The sequence below is a fragment of the Sphingobium sp. FG58 genome (genome assembly GCF_057809055.1).
Window position 1 is genome coordinate 214779 of the sequence record NZ_JBMDJF010000006.1, and the last position, 16283, is coordinate 231061.

Here is a 16283-nt window from a genome sequence, read left to right on the forward strand (position 1 = left end):
TTGCCTTTGGCGCGGAAGCCGCTAAAGCGCGTCGCCATGACAGAGACACTTGTAAAACCCGCTCCCAAGGACTGGATTCTCGGCATTTCGCCCTATGTGCCGGGCAAGTCCGCGACCGATGATGGCCGCCCGCTGATCAAGCTGTCGGCCAATGAAAATCCGCTGGGTACGGGCGCTGCCGCGCGCGCCGCGCTGGTCGCCGCCACCGCCGACCTTGCCACCTATCCCGATCCGGGCGCGACCAGGCTGCGTGAGGCGATCGGCGCGGTGCATGGGCTGGACCCGGCGCGGATCATCTACGGCACCGGATCGGACGAGTTGCTGCACATCGCCGCCAGCGCCTATGCCGGGCCGGGCGATGAAGTGCTGTATGTGCGCTATGGCTTTGCCGTTTACGACATCGCCGCCCGCCGCGTCGGCGCGACCCCGGTGATCGCGCCGGACAAGGATTATGCGACCGACGTGGACGCGCTGCTGGCGGCAGTGACGGACAAGACCAAGGTCGTGTTCCTCGCCAATCCCAACAACCCCACCGGCACGATGACCAGCCGCGAAGAGATTGCGCGCCTGCACGCGGGCCTGCGCCCCGATATCTTGTTCGTGCTGGATCAGGCCTATGCCGAATATCTGGACGCTGACGAGGATGATGGTGGGCTGGAACTGGCCAATACCGCCAACAATGTTTTCGTCACCCGCACATTCTCCAAGATTTACGGGCTGGCGGCGGAGCGGATCGGCTGGGGCTATGCCAGTGCGGAGGTGATCGACATTCTCCACCGCATCCGCGCCCCGTTCAACGTCACGACCGCTGGCCAGGCCGCCGCGATCGCCGCGATCAACGACAGCGGCTGGGTCGAATCGAGCCGCACCCATAATGCGCGCTGGCGCGAATGGCTGGCTGGCGAGGTGGCGGCCCTGTCCAACCATGGCCTGCGCGTAGTGCCGAGCAAGACCAACTTCCTGCTGATCCTGTTCGATGGCAAGCTGACCGCAGAGGCCGCGATGAAGGGATTGTGGGAAGAAGGCTATGCCACCCGCTGGTTGCCCGGCCAGGGGCTGCCCAACGGCCTGCGCATCACCATCGGCACCAAGGCGCAGACCCGCGCGGTCGCCAACAAGCTGCGCGCCATGGCGGAATCGGCCTGACGCGATGCTGCCGTTCGCCCGCATCACCATCATCGGCCTTGGCCTGATCGGCTCCTCGCTTGCCCGCGCCATCCGGGCGGAAATGCCCACGGTGCGGGTCACCGGCCATGATGCCGATCCGGCGGTGCGGGACACCGCCCGGCGGATCTACCTGTGCGACGACATCACCGACACGGCGGGCGCTTCGGTCACCGACGCCGATCTGGTGGTGCTGTGCGTGCCGGTCCGCGCCATGGGCGCGGCGGCGGCGGAACTGGCCGATGATCTGCACGCCGACGCGATCATCAGCGATGTCGGATCATGCAAGGCGGACGTGCTGGCGCAACTGGTCGCAGCGCTCCCCGGACGGACGATCATCCCGGCGCATCCGGTCGCAGGCACGGAGAATAGCGGGCCGGAAGCAGGCTTTGCCACATTGTTCAAGGGCCGCTGGTGCATCGTCACCCCGCCCGCTGACGCTGATCCGGCAGCGGTCGAGCGGGTTGCCGAACTGTGGCGGCGAGTCGGCGCGGACGTCGAGATGATGGACCCGGCGCATCATGATCTGGTGCTGGCCGTGACCAGCCATTTGCCGCATCTGATCGCCTACACTATCGTCGGAACGGCCAGCGATCTGGAAAATGTGACGCAGTCGGAAGTCATCAAATATTCCGCCGGCGGCTTTCGCGATTTCACCCGCATCGCCGCGTCCGATCCGACCATGTGGCGCGACGTGTTCCTGGCCAACAAGGACGCGGTGCTGGAAATGCTCCAGCGCTTTTCGGAGGATCTGTCAGCGCTGCAACGGGCGATCCGCTGGAATGACGGCGACGCGCTGTTCAACCTGTTCACCCACACCCGCGCCATCCGCCGGTCGATCATCGAACAGGGTCAGGACGACGCCAAGCCCGATTTTGGCCGGGCGCATTAAGCCAAAGCAGAGGGCGGGTTCAGCGCGTTGATCGCGGCATGGACCCGCACTTCCGCCTCGCGCCGGTCCAGCCCGGCGGGGACGATCTCGCCGACCTTGTACGTGATGACGCCCGCTTTTTTGAGGAAACTGCCCTTGGGCGATACCAGCCCGCTGTTGAGCGCAATCGGCACCACGGGCAGCCCCAGCAGCGCATAGAGGCCGGCAAAGCCCGACCGTAACGGCGGTGCTTCGCCATGGGGAACGCGGGTGCCTTCGGGGAAGATGCAGACCGCCCTTCCGGCTTCATTGGCTTCCTTGGCGCGGGTCCGCAACGTCCGCATCGCACTCGCCCCGGCGGTGCGTTCGATCGGGATCAGGCCGTAACGGTCGGCAATGGTCCCCCATAGCGGAATATCGAACAGCTCCCGCTTGGCGGCGATCACCGGTCGGTCGAACACGCACAGCATGTCGATCGTCTCGAACATCGATTCATGCTTGACGATATAGAGATAGGGACCAAGCGGCAGATCGCCTTCTATCACCACCTTCTGCCCAAGCAGCCAGCGGGCGCAATAGCGGTGGAACCAGCCCCACACCGTCGACACACGCTGCACGGTGGGCGGCGAAAAACTGCTGGATATCAAGGCAGCCAGCACCAGCAGCAGGCTGCCGGGATAGAAGATGAGCGAAAAGACGATGGAGCGCAGCAAGGTGATCATCGGAGCGCTATGCCATCAAATGCCAAGAAGTGCAGCCGCGCGGCGCAGCAGATATTTATTATATTCGCGCGCCAGCATCGTCAGGCTGGGGCGGCTGGGCACGGCATCATAGACGATGGCGACCCGGCCGGGCAGCGCCTGCCGCAATTCTAGCGCAGCGCGGCGCATATGCCAGTCGGTGGTGATCAGCCGCACCGTCTTATAATCGCGCCGTTCCAGCCAGCGCGCGGTTTCGATGGCGTTGGACCGTGTGTCGATCGCTTCGCGGCCCAAGGTGATGCAGCAGGTGAACAAGGCTTCGGGCGTCTGATATTGCGCCGCCAGTTCGCCCGGACGGACCGACCGGTCAACGCCGGAAATCAGCATCCGCTTGGCCGCCCCGCCCTGCAACAGGGCAATGCCCCGGTCGATCCGCCCCGCGCCGCCGGTCAGCACGACGATCGCGTCGGTCTGGCGCCCGTCGAGCGGCTGGGGCAGGAAGATCGCAAACCACACAAAGCCCAGCATCCAGCCCAGCAGCGAGACGGCGAGCAGCCGGACGATCACAGCGCCCGCCCCAGCGCCCGCAACACCGTCCAACGCGCCGCCAGCGTCGCCAATATGACGCCCGCCACCGGCAGCAATGCCAGCACCGCCCAACTGATCGGCGGCAGGCGCACCGCGCCCAGCAGTTCCGAACCAGTCGCGCTCAACCGCAGGCCGATCAGCAGGATAACGAAGGCAGCGAAGGCAAAGCCCAGCGCGCTGCCCAGCATGGCGTCGAGGCCAATGCGGCGCTGGAACAGCCGGGCAATCTGGACGTCGGTGGACCCCATCAGGTGCAGCACCTCGATAGTGCCACGATGGCTGTCATGCGCGCCGCGCGCCGCCAGCACCACGACCGCCCCGGTCGCCAGCGTCATCAGCAATACGACCCCGGCGGCCAGCCAGCCCAGCGCCGACAGCAAACCGGCAAGCGGCAGCAGGAAGGCGGCATGGGGTTCGATCCGCAAGGCAGGCGACAGCCCGCCGAGCAGGCGGCGCAGCCGCGCGACCTTTGCATCGGCATCGCCGGGCGTCAGCGTCACGTCGATCAAAGCGGGCAGCAGCAGGTCGCCGCTGGTCGCTTCCTCTCCCAGCCAGGGGCGGATCTGGTCGGCCAGCAAAGCGGGATCGACTGCGGCGGCAGCCTGCACCCCGTCCGCGCCGCGCAATGCGGTCAGCGCTCGTGCGGCGAGTTGGTCGCGCTGTTGAGGGTTCGCCTCCACCACCTGTACGCTGGCGCGTCCGGCCAGATCCGCACTCATCGACTGGACCGCCGCGCCCAGACCCAGCCCGGCGGCGGCGGCCAGCACGGTCAGGAACATCATGATCGCAATGATCCACAGCATCGGCCCGGCCACCCGCCCCCCGGGCAGCAGGCGATGGCGCGCGGCGGCGGCGGCACGGCGATCCGCACGCGACACCATCACTCGCTGCCCTGCGGGCACGGCGGATAACGCAGCGATCCGGTCGGGTCGGCCAGCCGTCCCTTGTCCAGCCGCATCATCTGCGCGCCCGAGACCTGCGCGATCAGCGGCAGGTCGTGGGTAGCAACGACGATGGTGGTGCCAAGGCGATTGAGCGCCTCGAACAGGGTCATGAGGCGGCGGGCCATGTCAGCATCAACGTTGCCGGTCGGTTCGTCCGCCACCAAAATTTCGGGCCGCCCGATCACCGCACGGGCGATGGCGACGCGCTGCTGCTCCCCGCCCGACAGGGTCGCGGGCCGCGCCTGCCCGCGGTCGCCAAGCCCGACCCAATTGAGCATCTCGGTAACGGGGGCGTCGATCTCCCCCTCCTCCATGCCAGCCACGCGGAGCGGCAGGGCGATATTGTCATAGGCGGACAGATGCGGGACCAGCCGGAAATCCTGAAACACCACGCCGATGCGGCGGCGGAAACCGGGAAGGCGTTTGCGCGGCAGGGTCACGACATCTTCGCCGAACAGGCGGATGACGCCCCGGCTGGGGCGCTGGGCGAGGTAGAGCAATTTGAGCAACGATGTCTTGCCCGCGCCCGATGCGCCGGTCAGGAAATAAAAGCCGCCGCCCGCCAGCGTGAAGCTGACGTCGGACAGCGTTTCACTGTCCAGACCATAGCGCAGGCCGACATTCTCGAACTGGACGATGGCCGACATGTCTTGAAATATGGCGCTCGCGCGCTCCCTGTTCCCCGGAAGCACAGCCATGGCACAGCGGGCAGGCAGCCGTAAAGCCCGGCCCGCATCTTGCCGCGAGTCGCGACGGAATGACGCCAACATAAGTTGACCGCTTGCGCGCGAGTCCCTGCCATGCCTATGAAGCAACATGATCCTGGTGTGCCCCAATTGCGCGACGCGCTATGTCGTGCCGGACAGCGCCGTCGGTCCGGCCGGCCGCCAGGTCCGCTGTGCCGCGTGCAAGCATAGCTGGTTCCAGCAACCAGCCGCCCTGCCGCCGCGCGAGAGCGCACCGGTCGAGGCGCCAGTGGTCGTGCCGCCGGTTGCGGCACCGGTCGAACCGGTCGCCCCGCCCGCGCCAATAGCCGCACCGGAAGCCGCCGAAGCCGTGGCCTCTGTGCCGGAGGAAGTCGCGCCCGTTGCGCCGCCGATCGCCGCGCCTGCGGACAATCGGATCGACGATATTTACGCCGGTGCGCCGGTCGACCCCGCGCAGGATAGCCAGTTCGCGCCCGCCCCGCCGTTCAAGCCGCGGCGCAATCCAGTCAAGCTGTGGACCTATGCCGCGATCGCCTTTGCCGCGCTTGTGGCCGCGGCGGGGGGTGCCTTCTATTATTTCGGGCCACCCGGATGGGCGGTCAGCCTGGGGCTGGTGGCCGAAGAGGGCGATCCTGATCTGCTCTTCTATCTGTCCAAGCCGGCCGAACGGCGCAAGCTGCCGACGGGCGAGGAATATTTCGCGTTCGGTGCGCGGATCGTCAACAGCGGGACGCAGGCGCTGCCGGTCCCCCCGGTGCTGGTGCAATTGCGCGACCGGCAGAACCGGCTGGTGTTCAGCTGGACGACCAAGGCGGACAAGAGCCGGCTGAAGCCAGGCGAGGAAGCCTCGATCAACGAGAGCCGGATCGACATTCCCAAAAATGCCGAGAATCTGTCGCTGACCTTTGTGCAGTAGGGCGACGGCGCGTCCAGCCGCCTGCCTCCTCCACCATCGGCTGCGCCGACGGTCGCCCTCCCCGAACCGGCAGCGTTATCGCATATCGAACTGCCCCCTCCTTCATCGTCATGCTGAACTTGCTTCAGCATCCATTTCGCGTCTCCAGCTGCGGCTTTTGGGGCCCGATGGATCCTGAAATAAATTCAGGATGACGATGTAGGGATAACGAAAAGTCATATGCAATTCCCCTCCCCGAAACGGGGCTTTTTACGGATAGCTGACCGTCTTGGGCCGTCCCTGCGGGATGGGGATGAACTCCTGATCGTCGCCGGGGATCAGGGGGAAGCGCAGCGCGTCCCAATCTTCGCGTGCCTGCATCAGCCGGTCCTGGCGGGAGGAAACGAAGTTCCACCAGACATGGCGCGGCGTCTTGAAGGCTTCGCCGCCGCACAGGACGACGCGGCCACCATCGACGCTCATCAATGTGGCGCTGGTGCCGGGGCGCAGGACGTAGAGCGTCTGAGGGGCCAGCATCATCCCGTCGAGCGCAGCGTCGCCGCCCGACACGTAAATCGCGCGTTCGTCGGTGGACGGGTCGATCGGCACGCGGCCGCCGGGGGACAGCTGGATATCGGCGTAGATGGTGTCGGCATAGGTGGTGACAGGCGAGGCTGCGCCCCAGAGCGACCCCATGATGACGCGGGCGCGGACGCCATGCGTCTCGATCACCGGCAGGCCGCCCTCGCCGACATGCTCGAACGCCGGGTCCATTTCCTCCAGCGCGTCGGGGAGCGCCAGCCAGGTCTGGATAGCGGACAGCTTGGAGAGCTTGGCGCGCTCCTCATCGGGCGATCGTTCGCTGTGAACGATGCCCTTGCCCGCCGTCATCAGATTGACCGCGCCCGCCTCGACGATCTGCTCCGTCCCCAGCGAATCCCGGTGGAAGAAGGCCCCTTCATACATATAGGTGACGGTGGCGAGATTGATGTGCGGATGGGGGCGGACGTCGATACCCTGCCCCGCGCCGATCTTGGCTGGCCCCGCCTGATCGAAGAAGATGAACGGGCCGACCATCGTGCGCCCCTTGGCGGGCAACGACCGGTGGACCTTGAAATCGCCCAGATCATGGGTGGTGGGCGTGATCGTCTGGATGATGAGATCGTCCATGGTCATCAGGCTTCTCCGGGTGCGCGCGCCTTGATGGCCAGCGCATGGACCTTGTCGCGCAGCAAGTCGGCCAGCGCCGCGTTGACCATGCGCTGGCGGGCGACGCGATTCTGACCGGTGAAGCGATCCGACACGATGTCCACGGTGAAATGGCTTTCGCCAGAGCCATCATGCCCGGCATGGCCGCGATGCTTTTCGCTGTCGTCGATCACGGCCAGCTGTTGCGGGGTCAGGGCATTTTGCAGCCGCGTTTCGATTTCGGTGGCCACTGGGCCTTTCAGAATCTGGGTCATGCCGCCTATATAGACGCTTTGCCGCGACTTGCATCAGGACAGTTTTGTCGACCGACCCTTTCTCGACCCGCCGCTTCAACCGCTTTCATGGCCGGGTGGAGGGCGACCGCCCCTGCTGGGTGAGCGGCTGCCCCGAAGCGGGCGAGTTCCGTGCGCCGCCGCTGGAGGGCAGCGCCCGCCCCGGCGATGAGGGGCCGCGCTGGCGCTGGTTGTGCCTGGACCATGTGCGCGAGTTCAACCAGGGCTATAATTTCTTCACCGGCATGTCGCCGGAGGAAATCGCCGCTGCCCAGCGCCCCTTTGCCGGATGGGAACGGGAGACGCGCGCTTTTTCCTCCAACGCGCACAGCCCGCCGCCCAAATGGTCCGATTTCTCCGACCCGCTCGACGCCATCGGGGCGAAGTTCAAGGAGCGGGTGGCCAAGGCACGGGCCGATGCGCAGATGCGGCAGGACGGGAAATTCCTGTCGGCCGAGGACCGCAAGGCGCTGCGCGTCATGGAGCTGGAGATCGACGCCGACCGCAAGGCGCTGCGCACTCGCTATACCCAGTTGCTGCGCCGCTATCACCCCGACCATAATGGCGGCGACCGCAGCCATGAAAGCGCGTTGCAGGCCGTGATCGAGGCCTATGGCCATTTGAAGAAGGCGGCAGTGTTCGCCTAAAGTTTCCGTGATGGTCAAAAGTGTTCCCGCGCAGGCGGGAACCCAGTTCTGACGGCGGGACTGGGTTCCCGCCTGCGCGGGAACACGGATACCTTAACTTCGCATATTTCCCGGTAAATGCGACATTTTCATGCGCAATTACGTAATTTCATTACGTTTCGTGTGTCGCGATCGACGATGGGAAAGAGCAGGTTCGAGCATGGCAGTATAGGGCCGTGTAGGACAGCCTTGTCCTGATGCGGCGGCGATGCCATAGGGCGCGGCCCCTTCCCCGGAGACAGATCATGCAGGACGTGCCGCGCGCGCTGGGCCTAGATTTCGGCACGACCAACAGCGTCGTCGCCATCGCCACCGGCCAGCAGTCCGATCTGGTCGAATTTGCAGGCAGGCAAGCGACCGGCGCGGTGTTCCGGTCGGCGCTCTGTTTCTGGCATGAGGAAGGCGTCAAGGGCGGGCTGGCGCATGAGGCGGGGCCGTGGGCGATCGCCGAATATATGGAATATCCAGAGGATAGCCGCTTCCTCCAGTCGTTCAAGTCGGTCGCCGCCAGCCCGATCTTCGAGAGCGCCAATATATTCGAGAAGCGCTATCGCTTCGAGGAATTGGGGGCGATGTTCCTCCATCGCATGGTCGGCCATGCGGGCGGCGCATTGGACCAAAGGCCGGAACGGATCATCGTCGGGCGGCCAGTGACCTATGCCGGGTCGCGGCCTGACGAGGCGCTGGCGCGCAAACGCTATGACGCGATGTTTGCCGGGTTCGGTGCCGACATCCATTATGTCTATGAACCGTTGGGCGCCGCGTTCAGCTATGCCAGCCGTTTGACCCAGGCCGCGACGATTTTGGTCGCAGATTTCGGCGGCGGCACCAGCGATTTTTCCATCGTGCGGGTGGAGGCACCGGGCGCAGCGCGGCGGGCGACGCCCTTGGGGTCGGCGGGTATCGGCATTGCGGGCGACCGGTTCGACTATCGGATCATGGACCATCTGGTGCTGCCGATGTTGGGCAAGGGCGGCAGTTACCAGTCGTTCGGCAAGACTCTGGAGATACCGCGCAGCTATTTTGCCGACTTCGCCGACTGGTCGCGGCTGGCGCTGATGCGCAACCGGCGGACGATGGACGAACTGGCGCGGTTGCAGAAGTCCGCCGATGAACCCGCCGCGATCGGGCGGATGATGACGGTGATCGAGAAGGAACTGGGCTATCCGCTCTATGATGCGGTGGGGAGCCTCAAGCGGGCGTTGTCGGCGCAGGAGAGCGCAGCGTTCCGCTTTGCCGGCGGCGGGCTGGAGATCGAAACGCAGGTGAGCCGTACAGATTTCGAGCGCTGGATCGCGCCCGATATCGCCCGGATCGAGGCAACAGTGGACAAGGCGCTGGCGACCGCCGGGGTAACCGCAGACAGCATCGACCGGGTGTTCCTGACCGGCGGATCGTCACTGATTCCGGCAATACGGGGGATATTCGATACGCGCTTCGGGGCGGATCGGATTGCGACCGGGGGCGAACTCACATCGATCGCGCATGGGCTGGCACTGATCGGGCAGGAGGCCAATCTGGCCGAATGGGCCGCTTGATCCGGCGCATCCTTGCCCCCACTCTATCGACACGGCCGCGATGGATCGGCTAGAGCATTTTCGAGTTGGCCGGTAACGGACAACGGCTCGGAAAATGCGAAATCAAAAGCAAAGAGCATTTCCGCTCTTGTGGAAAGGCTCTACGGCTGGCGTGACTCGCAGGAAGATGATGACCCGATGACTGATATTTCCAACGTTCAGCCCGACACGCGCGCCGAAACGCTGATGGATGCCCCCGACCGGTTCGTGGATGCCCGCGATGTGTTCGGCATCGACGTCGACATGCAAATTCCCGCCTTCAGCGAAGCCGACGAGCGGGTGCCGGACCTGGACCCCGCTTATGTGTTCGACCCGGACACCACGCTGGCGATCCTGGCGGGCTTCGCGTTCAACCGCCGCGTCATGGTGCAGGGCTATCATGGCACCGGCAAGTCGAGCCATATCGAGCAGGTCGCCGCGCGCCTGAAATGGCCGTGCATCCGCATCAATCTGGACGCGCATATCAGCCGCATCGACCTGGTCGGGCGTGACGCCATCGTCCTGAAAGACGGGCAGCAGGTTACCGAGTTCAAGGAAGGCCTGCTCCCCTGGTCGTTGCAGCGCCCGGTCGCCCTGGTGTTCGACGAATATGATGCGGGCCGCCCCGACGTGATGTTCGTGATCCAGCGCGTGCTGGAAACCGACGGCAAGATGACGTTGCTCGACCAGAATCGCGTGATCCGCCCCAACCCCTATTTCCGCCTTTTCGCGACCGCCAATACGGTGGGTCTGGGCGACACGACCGGCCTGTATCATGGCACGCAGCAGATCAACCAGGGCCAGATGGACCGGTGGAATCTGGTGGTGGCGCTCAATTACCTGCCCGCCGCGACCGAGGCGCAGGTGGTGCTGGCCAAGTCCGGCGAATATGATCATGAGGGCGGCCGCAAGGAAGTCGAGAATATGATCAAGGTCGCCGAACTGACGCGGCAGGGCTTCATCAACGGCGATATTTCGACCGTCATGTCGCCCCGTACCGTGATCAGCTGGGCGCAAAATGCGCTGATCTTCAAAAATGTCGGCTTCGCCTTCCGCCTCTCCTTCCTCAACAAATGCGACGAGGCGGAACGGGCGCTGGTGGCTGAATATTATCAGCGCGTGTTCGGCAAGGATCTGCCGGAGAGCGTCGTGGGGAAGGCGGGGTAGTAGCCGCAGGAGCATCATGGACAAGCAGACAGCCATCACCCGCCTGAAAGCCCGTGAAGCAGAATTGCGGGCCATGGGTGTCGTGAGCCTGTCGCTGTTCGGATCGACCGCGCGCGGCGATGCGCGGTCGGATTCGGACGTGGACGTCGCCGTGACCATCGACGAGGCCGCGCGCATGGACCTGTTCCGCTTTGCAGCCATGTCCAGCTGGTTGGGAGACTGGCTGGACGTTCCGGTCGATCTGGTCAGCGAACCGGCGCGAAAAGCGCGCTTCCAGGCGGAAATCGACAAGGATCGGGTGCGTGTCTTCTAGTCGGGAGCAGCATCGGCTGCTGGACATCGTGGAAAATTGCGATGCGATTGCGGTCTATATCGACGGGCTGGACTATGCGCGTTTTGCTGCCGATCGAAAGACGATCGATGCGTCGGAACGCTGTTTGCAACGGATCACAGAAGCAGAGATCAAGATCGGCAAGGACCGGATGGGCGCGATTGCCCCGTCCATCCCGGCTGACGCCATCCGGGGACTGGGGAATATGTTGCGTCACCATTATGATGCGCTGGACTTGAGGATCATCTTCGCCACGATGACCGACAGCCTGCCTGTTTTGCGCGCGGCCTGCGTCGCAGCGCTCAAGGATCTGCCATGACCGAACGCTCCCCCCTCGACGCTTTCAAGGACGTGCTGTCGGGCGCGGCGCGGTCTATGGCGCGTGATGCCGAGGTGGAGGTGGGCTTTACCGCCGATGCGCCACATCTGGCGGGCAAGGCGATCAAGGTGCCGACGCCCGCACGGACCCTGCCCGCCGATCAGGTGGCGCTGGCGCGGGGCTTTGCCGATGCCAATGCGCTGAAATTGCGGCATCATAGCGCGAAAATCCATGCGGCGTCCGCGCCGGGCGAGGCGGTAGCGCGGGCGGTGTTCGACGCGGTCGAGCAGGCGCGGGTCGAGGCGATTGGCTCTAGGCAGATGGAGGGGGTACGGGCCAACCTCAACCATGCACTCGACCTGAGGCTGAAGTCCGATGCGATCCGCCGGGCGCGATCGGCGGACGAGGTGCCGCTGTCCACCGCGCTGGCGCTCAAGGTCCGCGAGCGGCTGACCGGACAGGCGATCCCGAAGGACGTCGCGGCGGGCGTCGCGATGGTGGAGCAGTGGATCGAGGACAAGGCCGGGCATGATCTGGATGCGCTGGCGCTGGCGATCGACGACCAGCGCGCCTTCCAGAAGCTGACCACCGCGATGTTGGAACATCTCCAGTTGATCGACGCCGATGTGCCGCCCGACACCGACGAACCCGAAGCCCAGGATGAGGGCGACGAGGATGAGGAGCAGTCGGAGGACGGCGATTCGGGACAGGACGAGTCCGGCGACAGCGACGTAAACGCCGAAACCCGCGCCGAGGATCAGGGCGGCGACACCGAAGACGGCGAGACCGAATATAGCGACGAGTTCGACGCCGACAGCGATGCGGGCGCGGACGATATGGGCGAGGAAGGCATGATGCCGGTCCGCCCCAACCGGCCGACATCCGACCTGCCGCCGGGCTTCGACTACAAGGCCTATACGCTCAAGCATGACGAGATCGTCACCGCCGACGAGCTGTGCGACGAGGAGGAGTTGGTGCGGTTGCGCGGCTTCCTCGACCAGCAGCTCGTCAGCTTGCAGGGGGCGGTGACGAAGCTTGCCAACCGGCTGCAACGGCGGTTGATGGCGCAACAGTCGCGGTCCTGGGATTTCGACCAGGATGAGGGGATGCTGGACGCGGCGCGACTGGCGCGGGTCATCATCGACCCGACCCGATCGCTGACCTACAAGATCGAGCGCGATACCGAATTTCGCGACACGGTGGTGACGCTGCTGATCGACAATTCAGGCTCCATGCGCGGGCGGCCGATCAGCATCGCGGCGATCAGCGCCGACATCATGGCGCGCACGCTGGAACGGTGCGGGGTCAAGACCGAGATTTTGGGCTTTACCACGCGGGCGTGGAAGGGCGGACAGGCGCGCGAGGAGTGGCTGGCCGCGGGGCGACCGCCGATGCCGGGGCGGCTCAACGACCTGCGCCATATCGTATATAAGAAGGCCGACGAACCGTGGCGGCGGGCGCGCAAGAATCTGGGCCTGATGATGCGCGAAGGGCTGCTGAAGGAAAATATCGACGGCGAGGCGCTGCTCTGGGCGCACAGCCGGTTGATCGCCCGCAATGAGGAGCGCCGCATCCTGATGGTGATTTCCGACGGCGCGCCGGTGGATGACAGCACCCTGTCGGTGAACAGCGGCACCTATCTGGAGCGCCATTTGCGGCAGGTGATCGACTGGATCGAGAACCGTTCGCCGGTGCAACTGGTCGCGATCGGCATCGGCCATGACGTGACCCGCTATTATAAGCGGGCGGTGACGATCATGGACGCCGAGCAATTGGGCGGGACGATGGTAGAACAGCTCGCTGGGTTGTTCGATGAAGATTGAGCCATTTACTCAAGGCAAGCGCCATCGCGCTCCGAATCACCTGTGAAGGCAAAATCTGAAGCGTATTAGTGAGTATCGGAGAACTTCTCGGCGCTCGACCAATCAAACCGAAATGAGCCACATTCAAAGCGGAACCGGCGCTTGCGCGAAATGCGTCGCCGATCCACCATCACTGTGACAAGGGTTTGAATGATTAAGGCCAAGAAGCGCGCCAACACCCAGGGGAGATGTTCCACTGAGCGCCGCATCCTTCAGGCACAAAAAAACCGCCATTGAGGCGGCTTCAACGATTGGACACAATTCCCAACCGTAGACACATGCCTAAAACTTTACGTCGAATGATCAAGAACAATCTTTCCACAAGAGCATAAGCCGATGAACGGAGCAATTTGATGAGTGTCGCCTTTCGTCGCGAGGGCGATGATGAGCATATGGAACCCAAGTTCGAGCTGCCGATCCCGGCGGGGCCGAACTGGGTGACGGCGCGGGGGTTGCGGCTGACGCGGGAGAAGGTCGGGGCGCTGGAGGCGGTCGACCTGAGCGGCATGACCGAAGAGGATGTCAAGAAGCACAGCCGTGTGCTGCGCTACTGGCGCACGCGGCTGGCGACGGCGGAATTGCGGCCGGTCGCGGCGGGAGATGTCGTGGCGTTCGGCTGCCGGGTGACCTATCGGCTCAATGGGCGGGACAAGATGGTCGGACTCGTGGGCGATGATGAGGCTGACCCGGCGGACGGGCGGATCAGTTTTTCCGCCCCGCTGGCGCGCGCGATGATGGATGCGGCGGTGGGCGAGACGGTCGATTTTGCCGGGAAACAGGATGCGGTGGAGATAATGGCGATCGCGATAGTGAGCGAGGGTTGATCCCGCGCATCCGGCGAAGCCAGGAAAGAGATTCGCGCAGAGGCGCAGAGGACGCCGAGTTTTAGCTTTTCTATCTCAGCGTCCTCTGTGCCTCTGCGCGAAAAATTTCATGCCTGCGGCGGCTTATGCCCCCCGGCCAGCCTCGAACAGGAACCAGGCGCGCTGTTCGGCCTGGTCGGTCCAGTCGTCGACGATGCCTTCGGTGGCGTTGTCGCCTGCCTCGGTCGCGGCGGCCTTGACCGCGCGGAAGGATTCGACCAGCGCCAGATTGTCGTTGCGCAATTCCATCAGCATGTCGGCGGGGCTGACGAATTCGGCGTCATTATCCTTCAGGCTCTGGTGACGGGAAATATCGCCAATCGAGCGCAGGGTAACGTTGCCGGTCTTGCGCACGCGCTCGGCAATCAGGTCGGTGGTAGCCAGGATTTCGGCGGCCTGTTCATCGAACATCAGATGATAGTCGCGGAAATGCGGGCCGGACACATGCCAGTGGAAATTCTTGGTCTTGAGGTACAGCGCATAGCTGTCCGCCAGCACGCCGTTGAGCGCCTGCGCCACGGACTTGGTGGCGTTGCTTTTAAGGTCAGTGGGGGTCTTGAGATCGGCGGCGGTCATTGATGTCCTCCTGGGCAGTGCGATATTGGTTTCGGACATATAATGATCGACGGCGCATAAGGTGCCACCGAAAAACGCGATCAGCCTGATGAAAGAAAGCGATCAGAAAAGCGCCAGCGCCGACAAGGCCATGATAGCGCCCGCGATCAGCAGCAGCACGCCGCCGCCCAGCCGGATGGCGCGGGTGGGCAGGACGGCGAAGATCCGGTCACGCAGCAGCACGACCGGCACGGACGCCGCGATCACGCCGATCGCGCCGCCGACAGCCGCCAGCACCGGATTGCCGCTATGGGTGGTGATCCCCAGGATCAGAAATTGCGGGCCGTCGCCAAAACCCAGGATGAAGAGGCCCAGCATCGTGGTGAGGAAGGCGCCGGTCGGCCAGTTGGCCAGCGGATCGGGCGCTGTGACTGGCCAGAACATACCGATCCCCAGAAACAGGACGGAGAGCGAGAGGAACAGGAGGCGGGCGTCGGCCCCCAGCATCGGGCCGATCCATGCGCCAGCGGTGGCGGATATCGCAGCGTTGGCGATGGCGGCGACGATGATGCCAGCGATCACCGCGCCGTTGCGCTGATAACGGGCAGCGAGCGCGAGGACGAGCAACTGGCTCTTGTCACCGATTTCGCCGAGCAGGCAGCCGAGCAGGGCAAGCAGCAGGGCGTCCATCGGCGGCGCTGGTTCAGGCGCGCAGGGTGGGACGTGCGGCGGCGGGCGGGCGGTGCGCGATGATCGGCACGATGTCGGCCACGGGCATGTCGCTCGTGATCGCGTCGCGCATCAGGTCGAGATAGGAGAGGACTACCGGGCCAAGGCCATGGAGCGAGAGCGCCGATTCGAGCGTCCCGGCCAGTCCTTCGACTTCATCCAGGTGGAAGGCGCGAGCGATATGGCGAATCTGGTCGACTTCATCATGCAGCCGGGCGACCGACAGATGACCACGCTGGCCCGCCAGACCATCGACCCGTCGCATCAGGTCGGCCAATATCGCCAGCTTTGGATCATGTCGCATGGGAAAGCCCCTTCGCTGTCCTGTCGTCCCATTGGCATGATGCGCCTGTCTGGTTAAGACCGGGTAAACCGGCCAGATGCGGCGCGCCAAACTTGACAGCGACGCGAATCTGCCCCATGGGCCACCGCTGAAACGGGGCGGTCCTGACATTTGGCGGGCCGCTCTTACTTTTTTATATTCACGTCCGGGGATAAGGCCATGGCCAAGCCAGCAACTGTCAAGATTCGCCTCGTCAGCACCGCTGACACCGGCTTCTTCTACGTCACCAAGAAGAACCCGCGCACCAAGACCGAGAAGCTGAGCTTCAGCAAGTATGACCCGGTCGTGCGCAAGCATGTCGAGTTCAAGGAAGCCAAGATCAAGTGACGGCAAGGCGGCGTTAGCCGCCGGTCGTCATCCCGGCCTTGAGCCGGGATCCAGGGTCCAGGCGCTACGCCGGAATTACAAAAAGGCCCGTTCCAGTGCTGGAACGGGCCTTTTGCTGTTGGTTGGACTATTTATCCCGATACGCACCGTCATTCCGGCGAACGCCGGAATCCAGGGCGGCATAGTTGGACCAT

20 protein-coding genes are annotated in these 16283 nt (G+C 64.4%); 11 read left to right on the plus strand and 9 right to left on the minus strand.

Translation table 11 applies throughout. The features are described 5' to 3' along the window. Positions 1–36 precede the first annotated feature (36 nt). Both hisC and ACODR8_RS10195 read left to right on the plus strand, forming a co-directional pair. Positions 37–1146 (plus strand): histidinol-phosphate transaminase, encoded by a 1110-nt coding sequence (gene hisC, locus ACODR8_RS10190; RefSeq protein WP_489007120.1) that lies wholly within the window; start codon positions 37–39, stop codon positions 1144–1146. A gap of 4 nt (positions 1147–1150) precedes the next feature. Continuing rightward, a complete protein-coding gene (locus ACODR8_RS10195; protein WP_489007121.1) occupies positions 1151–2056 on the plus strand; it encodes a prephenate/arogenate dehydrogenase family protein in 906 nt (301 codons plus the stop codon). Here ACODR8_RS10195 and ACODR8_RS10200 read toward each other — a convergent pair. From ACODR8_RS10200 to ftsE, 4 genes are read right to left on the minus strand one after another with little or no spacing between them, the layout of a single operon-like run. Next, positions 2053–2757 carry a lysophospholipid acyltransferase family protein gene (locus ACODR8_RS10200; protein ID WP_489007122.1) on the minus strand — a complete coding sequence of 235 codons (705 nt, stop codon included), beginning with the start codon at positions 2755–2757 and terminating at the stop codon, positions 2053–2055. The two genes, ACODR8_RS10195 and ACODR8_RS10200, sit on opposite strands and share 4 nt — an antisense overlap. A 15-nt stretch (positions 2758–2772) precedes the next feature. Beyond that, positions 2773–3303 carry a YdcF family protein gene (locus ACODR8_RS10205; RefSeq protein WP_294136767.1) on the minus strand — a complete coding sequence of 177 codons (531 nt, stop codon included), beginning with the start codon at positions 3301–3303 and terminating at the stop codon, positions 2773–2775. After that, complete coding sequence (locus tag ACODR8_RS10210) at positions 3300–4205, minus strand: cell division protein FtsX (protein ID WP_489007123.1); 906 nt, start codon at positions 4203–4205, stop codon at positions 3300–3302. Before ACODR8_RS10210 ends, ACODR8_RS10205 begins: the two co-directional genes overlap by 4 nt. Then, the gene (gene ftsE / locus ACODR8_RS10215) at positions 4205–4915 is read right to left on the minus strand and encodes a cell division ATP-binding protein FtsE (RefSeq protein WP_489007124.1); all 711 of its coding nucleotides are present in this window, start codon (positions 4913–4915) and stop codon (positions 4205–4207) included. Before ftsE ends, ACODR8_RS10210 begins: the two co-directional genes overlap by 1 nt. A 169-nt stretch (positions 4916–5084) precedes the next feature. Between ftsE and ACODR8_RS10220 the strand changes: the two genes are divergently transcribed. Continuing rightward, the gene (locus tag ACODR8_RS10220; protein ID WP_489007125.1) at positions 5085–5891 is read left to right on the plus strand and encodes a zinc-ribbon domain-containing protein; all 807 of its coding nucleotides are present in this window, start codon (positions 5085–5087) and stop codon (positions 5889–5891) included. Positions 5892–6140: 249 nt separating this feature from the next. Here ACODR8_RS10220 and ACODR8_RS10225 read toward each other — a convergent pair whose 3' ends face one another. Further along, complete coding sequence (locus ACODR8_RS10225; protein ID WP_489007126.1) at positions 6141–7046, minus strand: pirin family protein; 906 nt, start codon at positions 7044–7046, stop codon at positions 6141–6143. Beyond that, on the minus strand, positions 7046–7333 hold the full coding sequence (locus ACODR8_RS10230; RefSeq protein ID WP_294136764.1) for a BolA family protein: 288 nt from the start codon (positions 7331–7333) through the stop codon (positions 7046–7048). The genes ACODR8_RS10225 and ACODR8_RS10230 overlap by 1 nt, the downstream gene beginning before the upstream one ends. Positions 7334–7377: 44 nt before the next feature. Between ACODR8_RS10230 and ACODR8_RS10235 the strand changes: the two genes are divergently transcribed. The 7 genes from ACODR8_RS10235 to ACODR8_RS10265 all read left to right on the plus strand — a co-directional run bounded on the left by ACODR8_RS10235 (position 7378) and on the right by ACODR8_RS10265 (position 14096). Next, entirely contained in the window at positions 7378–7998 is a 621-nt protein-coding gene (locus tag ACODR8_RS10235) for a J domain-containing protein (RefSeq protein ID WP_119748955.1), read from the plus strand. 284 nt (positions 7999–8282) lie between these two features. Then, positions 8283–9575 carry an Hsp70 family protein gene (locus tag ACODR8_RS10240; RefSeq protein ID WP_489007127.1) on the plus strand — a complete coding sequence of 431 codons (1293 nt, stop codon included), beginning with the start codon at positions 8283–8285 and terminating at the stop codon, positions 9573–9575. Between the two features lie 177 nt (positions 9576–9752). After that, positions 9753–10760 carry a cobaltochelatase subunit CobS gene (gene cobS / locus ACODR8_RS10245; protein ID WP_217674173.1) on the plus strand — a complete coding sequence of 336 codons (1008 nt, stop codon included), beginning with the start codon at positions 9753–9755 and terminating at the stop codon, positions 10758–10760. Positions 10761–10776: 16 nt separating this feature from the next. Beyond that, positions 10777–11073, plus strand: a complete 297-nt coding sequence (locus ACODR8_RS10250) for a nucleotidyltransferase family protein (RefSeq protein ID WP_489007128.1) — start codon at positions 10777–10779, stop codon at positions 11071–11073. Beyond that, positions 11063–11410, plus strand: coding sequence for a HepT-like ribonuclease domain-containing protein (locus tag ACODR8_RS10255; RefSeq protein ID WP_489007129.1), 348 nt, complete (start codon positions 11063–11065; stop codon positions 11408–11410). The genes ACODR8_RS10250 and ACODR8_RS10255 overlap by 11 nt, the downstream gene beginning before the upstream one ends. Continuing rightward, the gene (gene cobT, locus ACODR8_RS10260; protein WP_489007130.1) at positions 11407–13233 is read left to right on the plus strand and encodes a cobaltochelatase subunit CobT; all 1827 of its coding nucleotides are present in this window, start codon (positions 11407–11409) and stop codon (positions 13231–13233) included. Before ACODR8_RS10255 ends, cobT begins: the two co-directional genes overlap by 4 nt. Before the next feature lie 392 nt (positions 13234–13625). Beyond that, positions 13626–14096 carry a GreA/GreB family elongation factor gene (locus ACODR8_RS10265; protein ID WP_489007131.1) on the plus strand — a complete coding sequence of 157 codons (471 nt, stop codon included), beginning with the start codon at positions 13626–13628 and terminating at the stop codon, positions 14094–14096. Between the two features lie 123 nt (positions 14097–14219). Here ACODR8_RS10265 and ACODR8_RS10270 read toward each other — a convergent pair whose 3' ends face one another. The 3 genes from ACODR8_RS10270 to ACODR8_RS10280 form a co-directional block, all read right to left on the minus strand. Beyond that, positions 14220–14711: a Dps family protein gene (locus tag ACODR8_RS10270; protein WP_217674170.1), complete on the minus strand. Its 492-nt coding sequence runs from the start codon at positions 14709–14711 to the stop codon at positions 14220–14222. 102 nt (positions 14712–14813) lie between these two features. Continuing rightward, complete coding sequence (locus tag ACODR8_RS10275; RefSeq protein WP_489007132.1) at positions 14814–15380, minus strand: TMEM165/GDT1 family protein; 567 nt, start codon at positions 15378–15380, stop codon at positions 14814–14816. 13 nt (positions 15381–15393) lie between these two features. Beyond that, entirely contained in the window at positions 15394–15723 is a 330-nt protein-coding gene (locus ACODR8_RS10280; protein ID WP_489007133.1) for a hypothetical protein, read from the minus strand. A gap of 198 nt (positions 15724–15921) precedes the next feature. Here ACODR8_RS10280 and rpmG point away from each other — a divergent pair, with 198 nt between their 5' ends. After that, positions 15922–16089: a 50S ribosomal protein L33 gene (gene rpmG, locus ACODR8_RS10285; RefSeq protein WP_006959016.1), complete on the plus strand. Its 168-nt coding sequence runs from the start codon at positions 15922–15924 to the stop codon at positions 16087–16089. Positions 16090–16283 lie beyond the last annotated feature (194 nt).

Bases quoted from the DNA above. Each gene is read 5' to 3' on its own strand.
- hisC (WP_489007120.1), top strand. From the start codon at position 37: ATGACAGAGACACTTGTAAAACCCGCTCCCAAGGACTGGATTCTCGGC.
- ACODR8_RS10195 (WP_489007121.1), top strand. From the start codon at position 1,151: ATGCTGCCGTTCGCCCGCATCACCATCATCGGCCTTGGCCTGATCGGC.
- ACODR8_RS10200 (WP_489007122.1), bottom strand. From the start codon at position 2,757: ATGATCACCTTGCTGCGCTCCATCGTCTTTTCGCTCATCTTCTATCCC.
- ACODR8_RS10210 (WP_489007123.1), bottom strand. From the start codon at position 4,205: ATGGTGTCGCGTGCGGATCGCCGTGCCGCCGCCGCCGCGCGCCATCGC.
- ftsE (WP_489007124.1), bottom strand. From the start codon at position 4,915: ATGTCGGCCATCGTCCAGTTCGAGAATGTCGGCCTGCGCTATGGTCTG.
- ACODR8_RS10220 (WP_489007125.1), top strand. From the start codon at position 5,085: ATGATCCTGGTGTGCCCCAATTGCGCGACGCGCTATGTCGTGCCGGAC.
- ACODR8_RS10225 (WP_489007126.1), bottom strand. From the start codon at position 7,046: ATGACCATGGACGATCTCATCATCCAGACGATCACGCCCACCACCCAT.
- ACODR8_RS10230 (WP_294136764.1), bottom strand. From the start codon at position 7,333: ATGACCCAGATTCTGAAAGGCCCAGTGGCCACCGAAATCGAAACGCGG.
- ACODR8_RS10240 (WP_489007127.1), top strand. From the start codon at position 8,283: ATGCAGGACGTGCCGCGCGCGCTGGGCCTAGATTTCGGCACGACCAAC.
- cobS (WP_217674173.1), top strand. From the start codon at position 9,753: ATGACTGATATTTCCAACGTTCAGCCCGACACGCGCGCCGAAACGCTG.
- ACODR8_RS10250 (WP_489007128.1), top strand. From the start codon at position 10,777: ATGGACAAGCAGACAGCCATCACCCGCCTGAAAGCCCGTGAAGCAGAA.
- cobT (WP_489007130.1), top strand. From the start codon at position 11,407: ATGACCGAACGCTCCCCCCTCGACGCTTTCAAGGACGTGCTGTCGGGC.
- ACODR8_RS10265 (WP_489007131.1), top strand. From the start codon at position 13,626: ATGAGTGTCGCCTTTCGTCGCGAGGGCGATGATGAGCATATGGAACCC.
- ACODR8_RS10270 (WP_217674170.1), bottom strand. From the start codon at position 14,711: ATGACCGCCGCCGATCTCAAGACCCCCACTGACCTTAAAAGCAACGCC.
- ACODR8_RS10275 (WP_489007132.1), bottom strand. From the start codon at position 15,380: ATGGACGCCCTGCTGCTTGCCCTGCTCGGCTGCCTGCTCGGCGAAATC.
- ACODR8_RS10280 (WP_489007133.1), bottom strand. From the start codon at position 15,723: ATGCGACATGATCCAAAGCTGGCGATATTGGCCGACCTGATGCGACGG.
- rpmG (WP_006959016.1), top strand. From the start codon at position 15,922: ATGGCCAAGCCAGCAACTGTCAAGATTCGCCTCGTCAGCACCGCTGAC.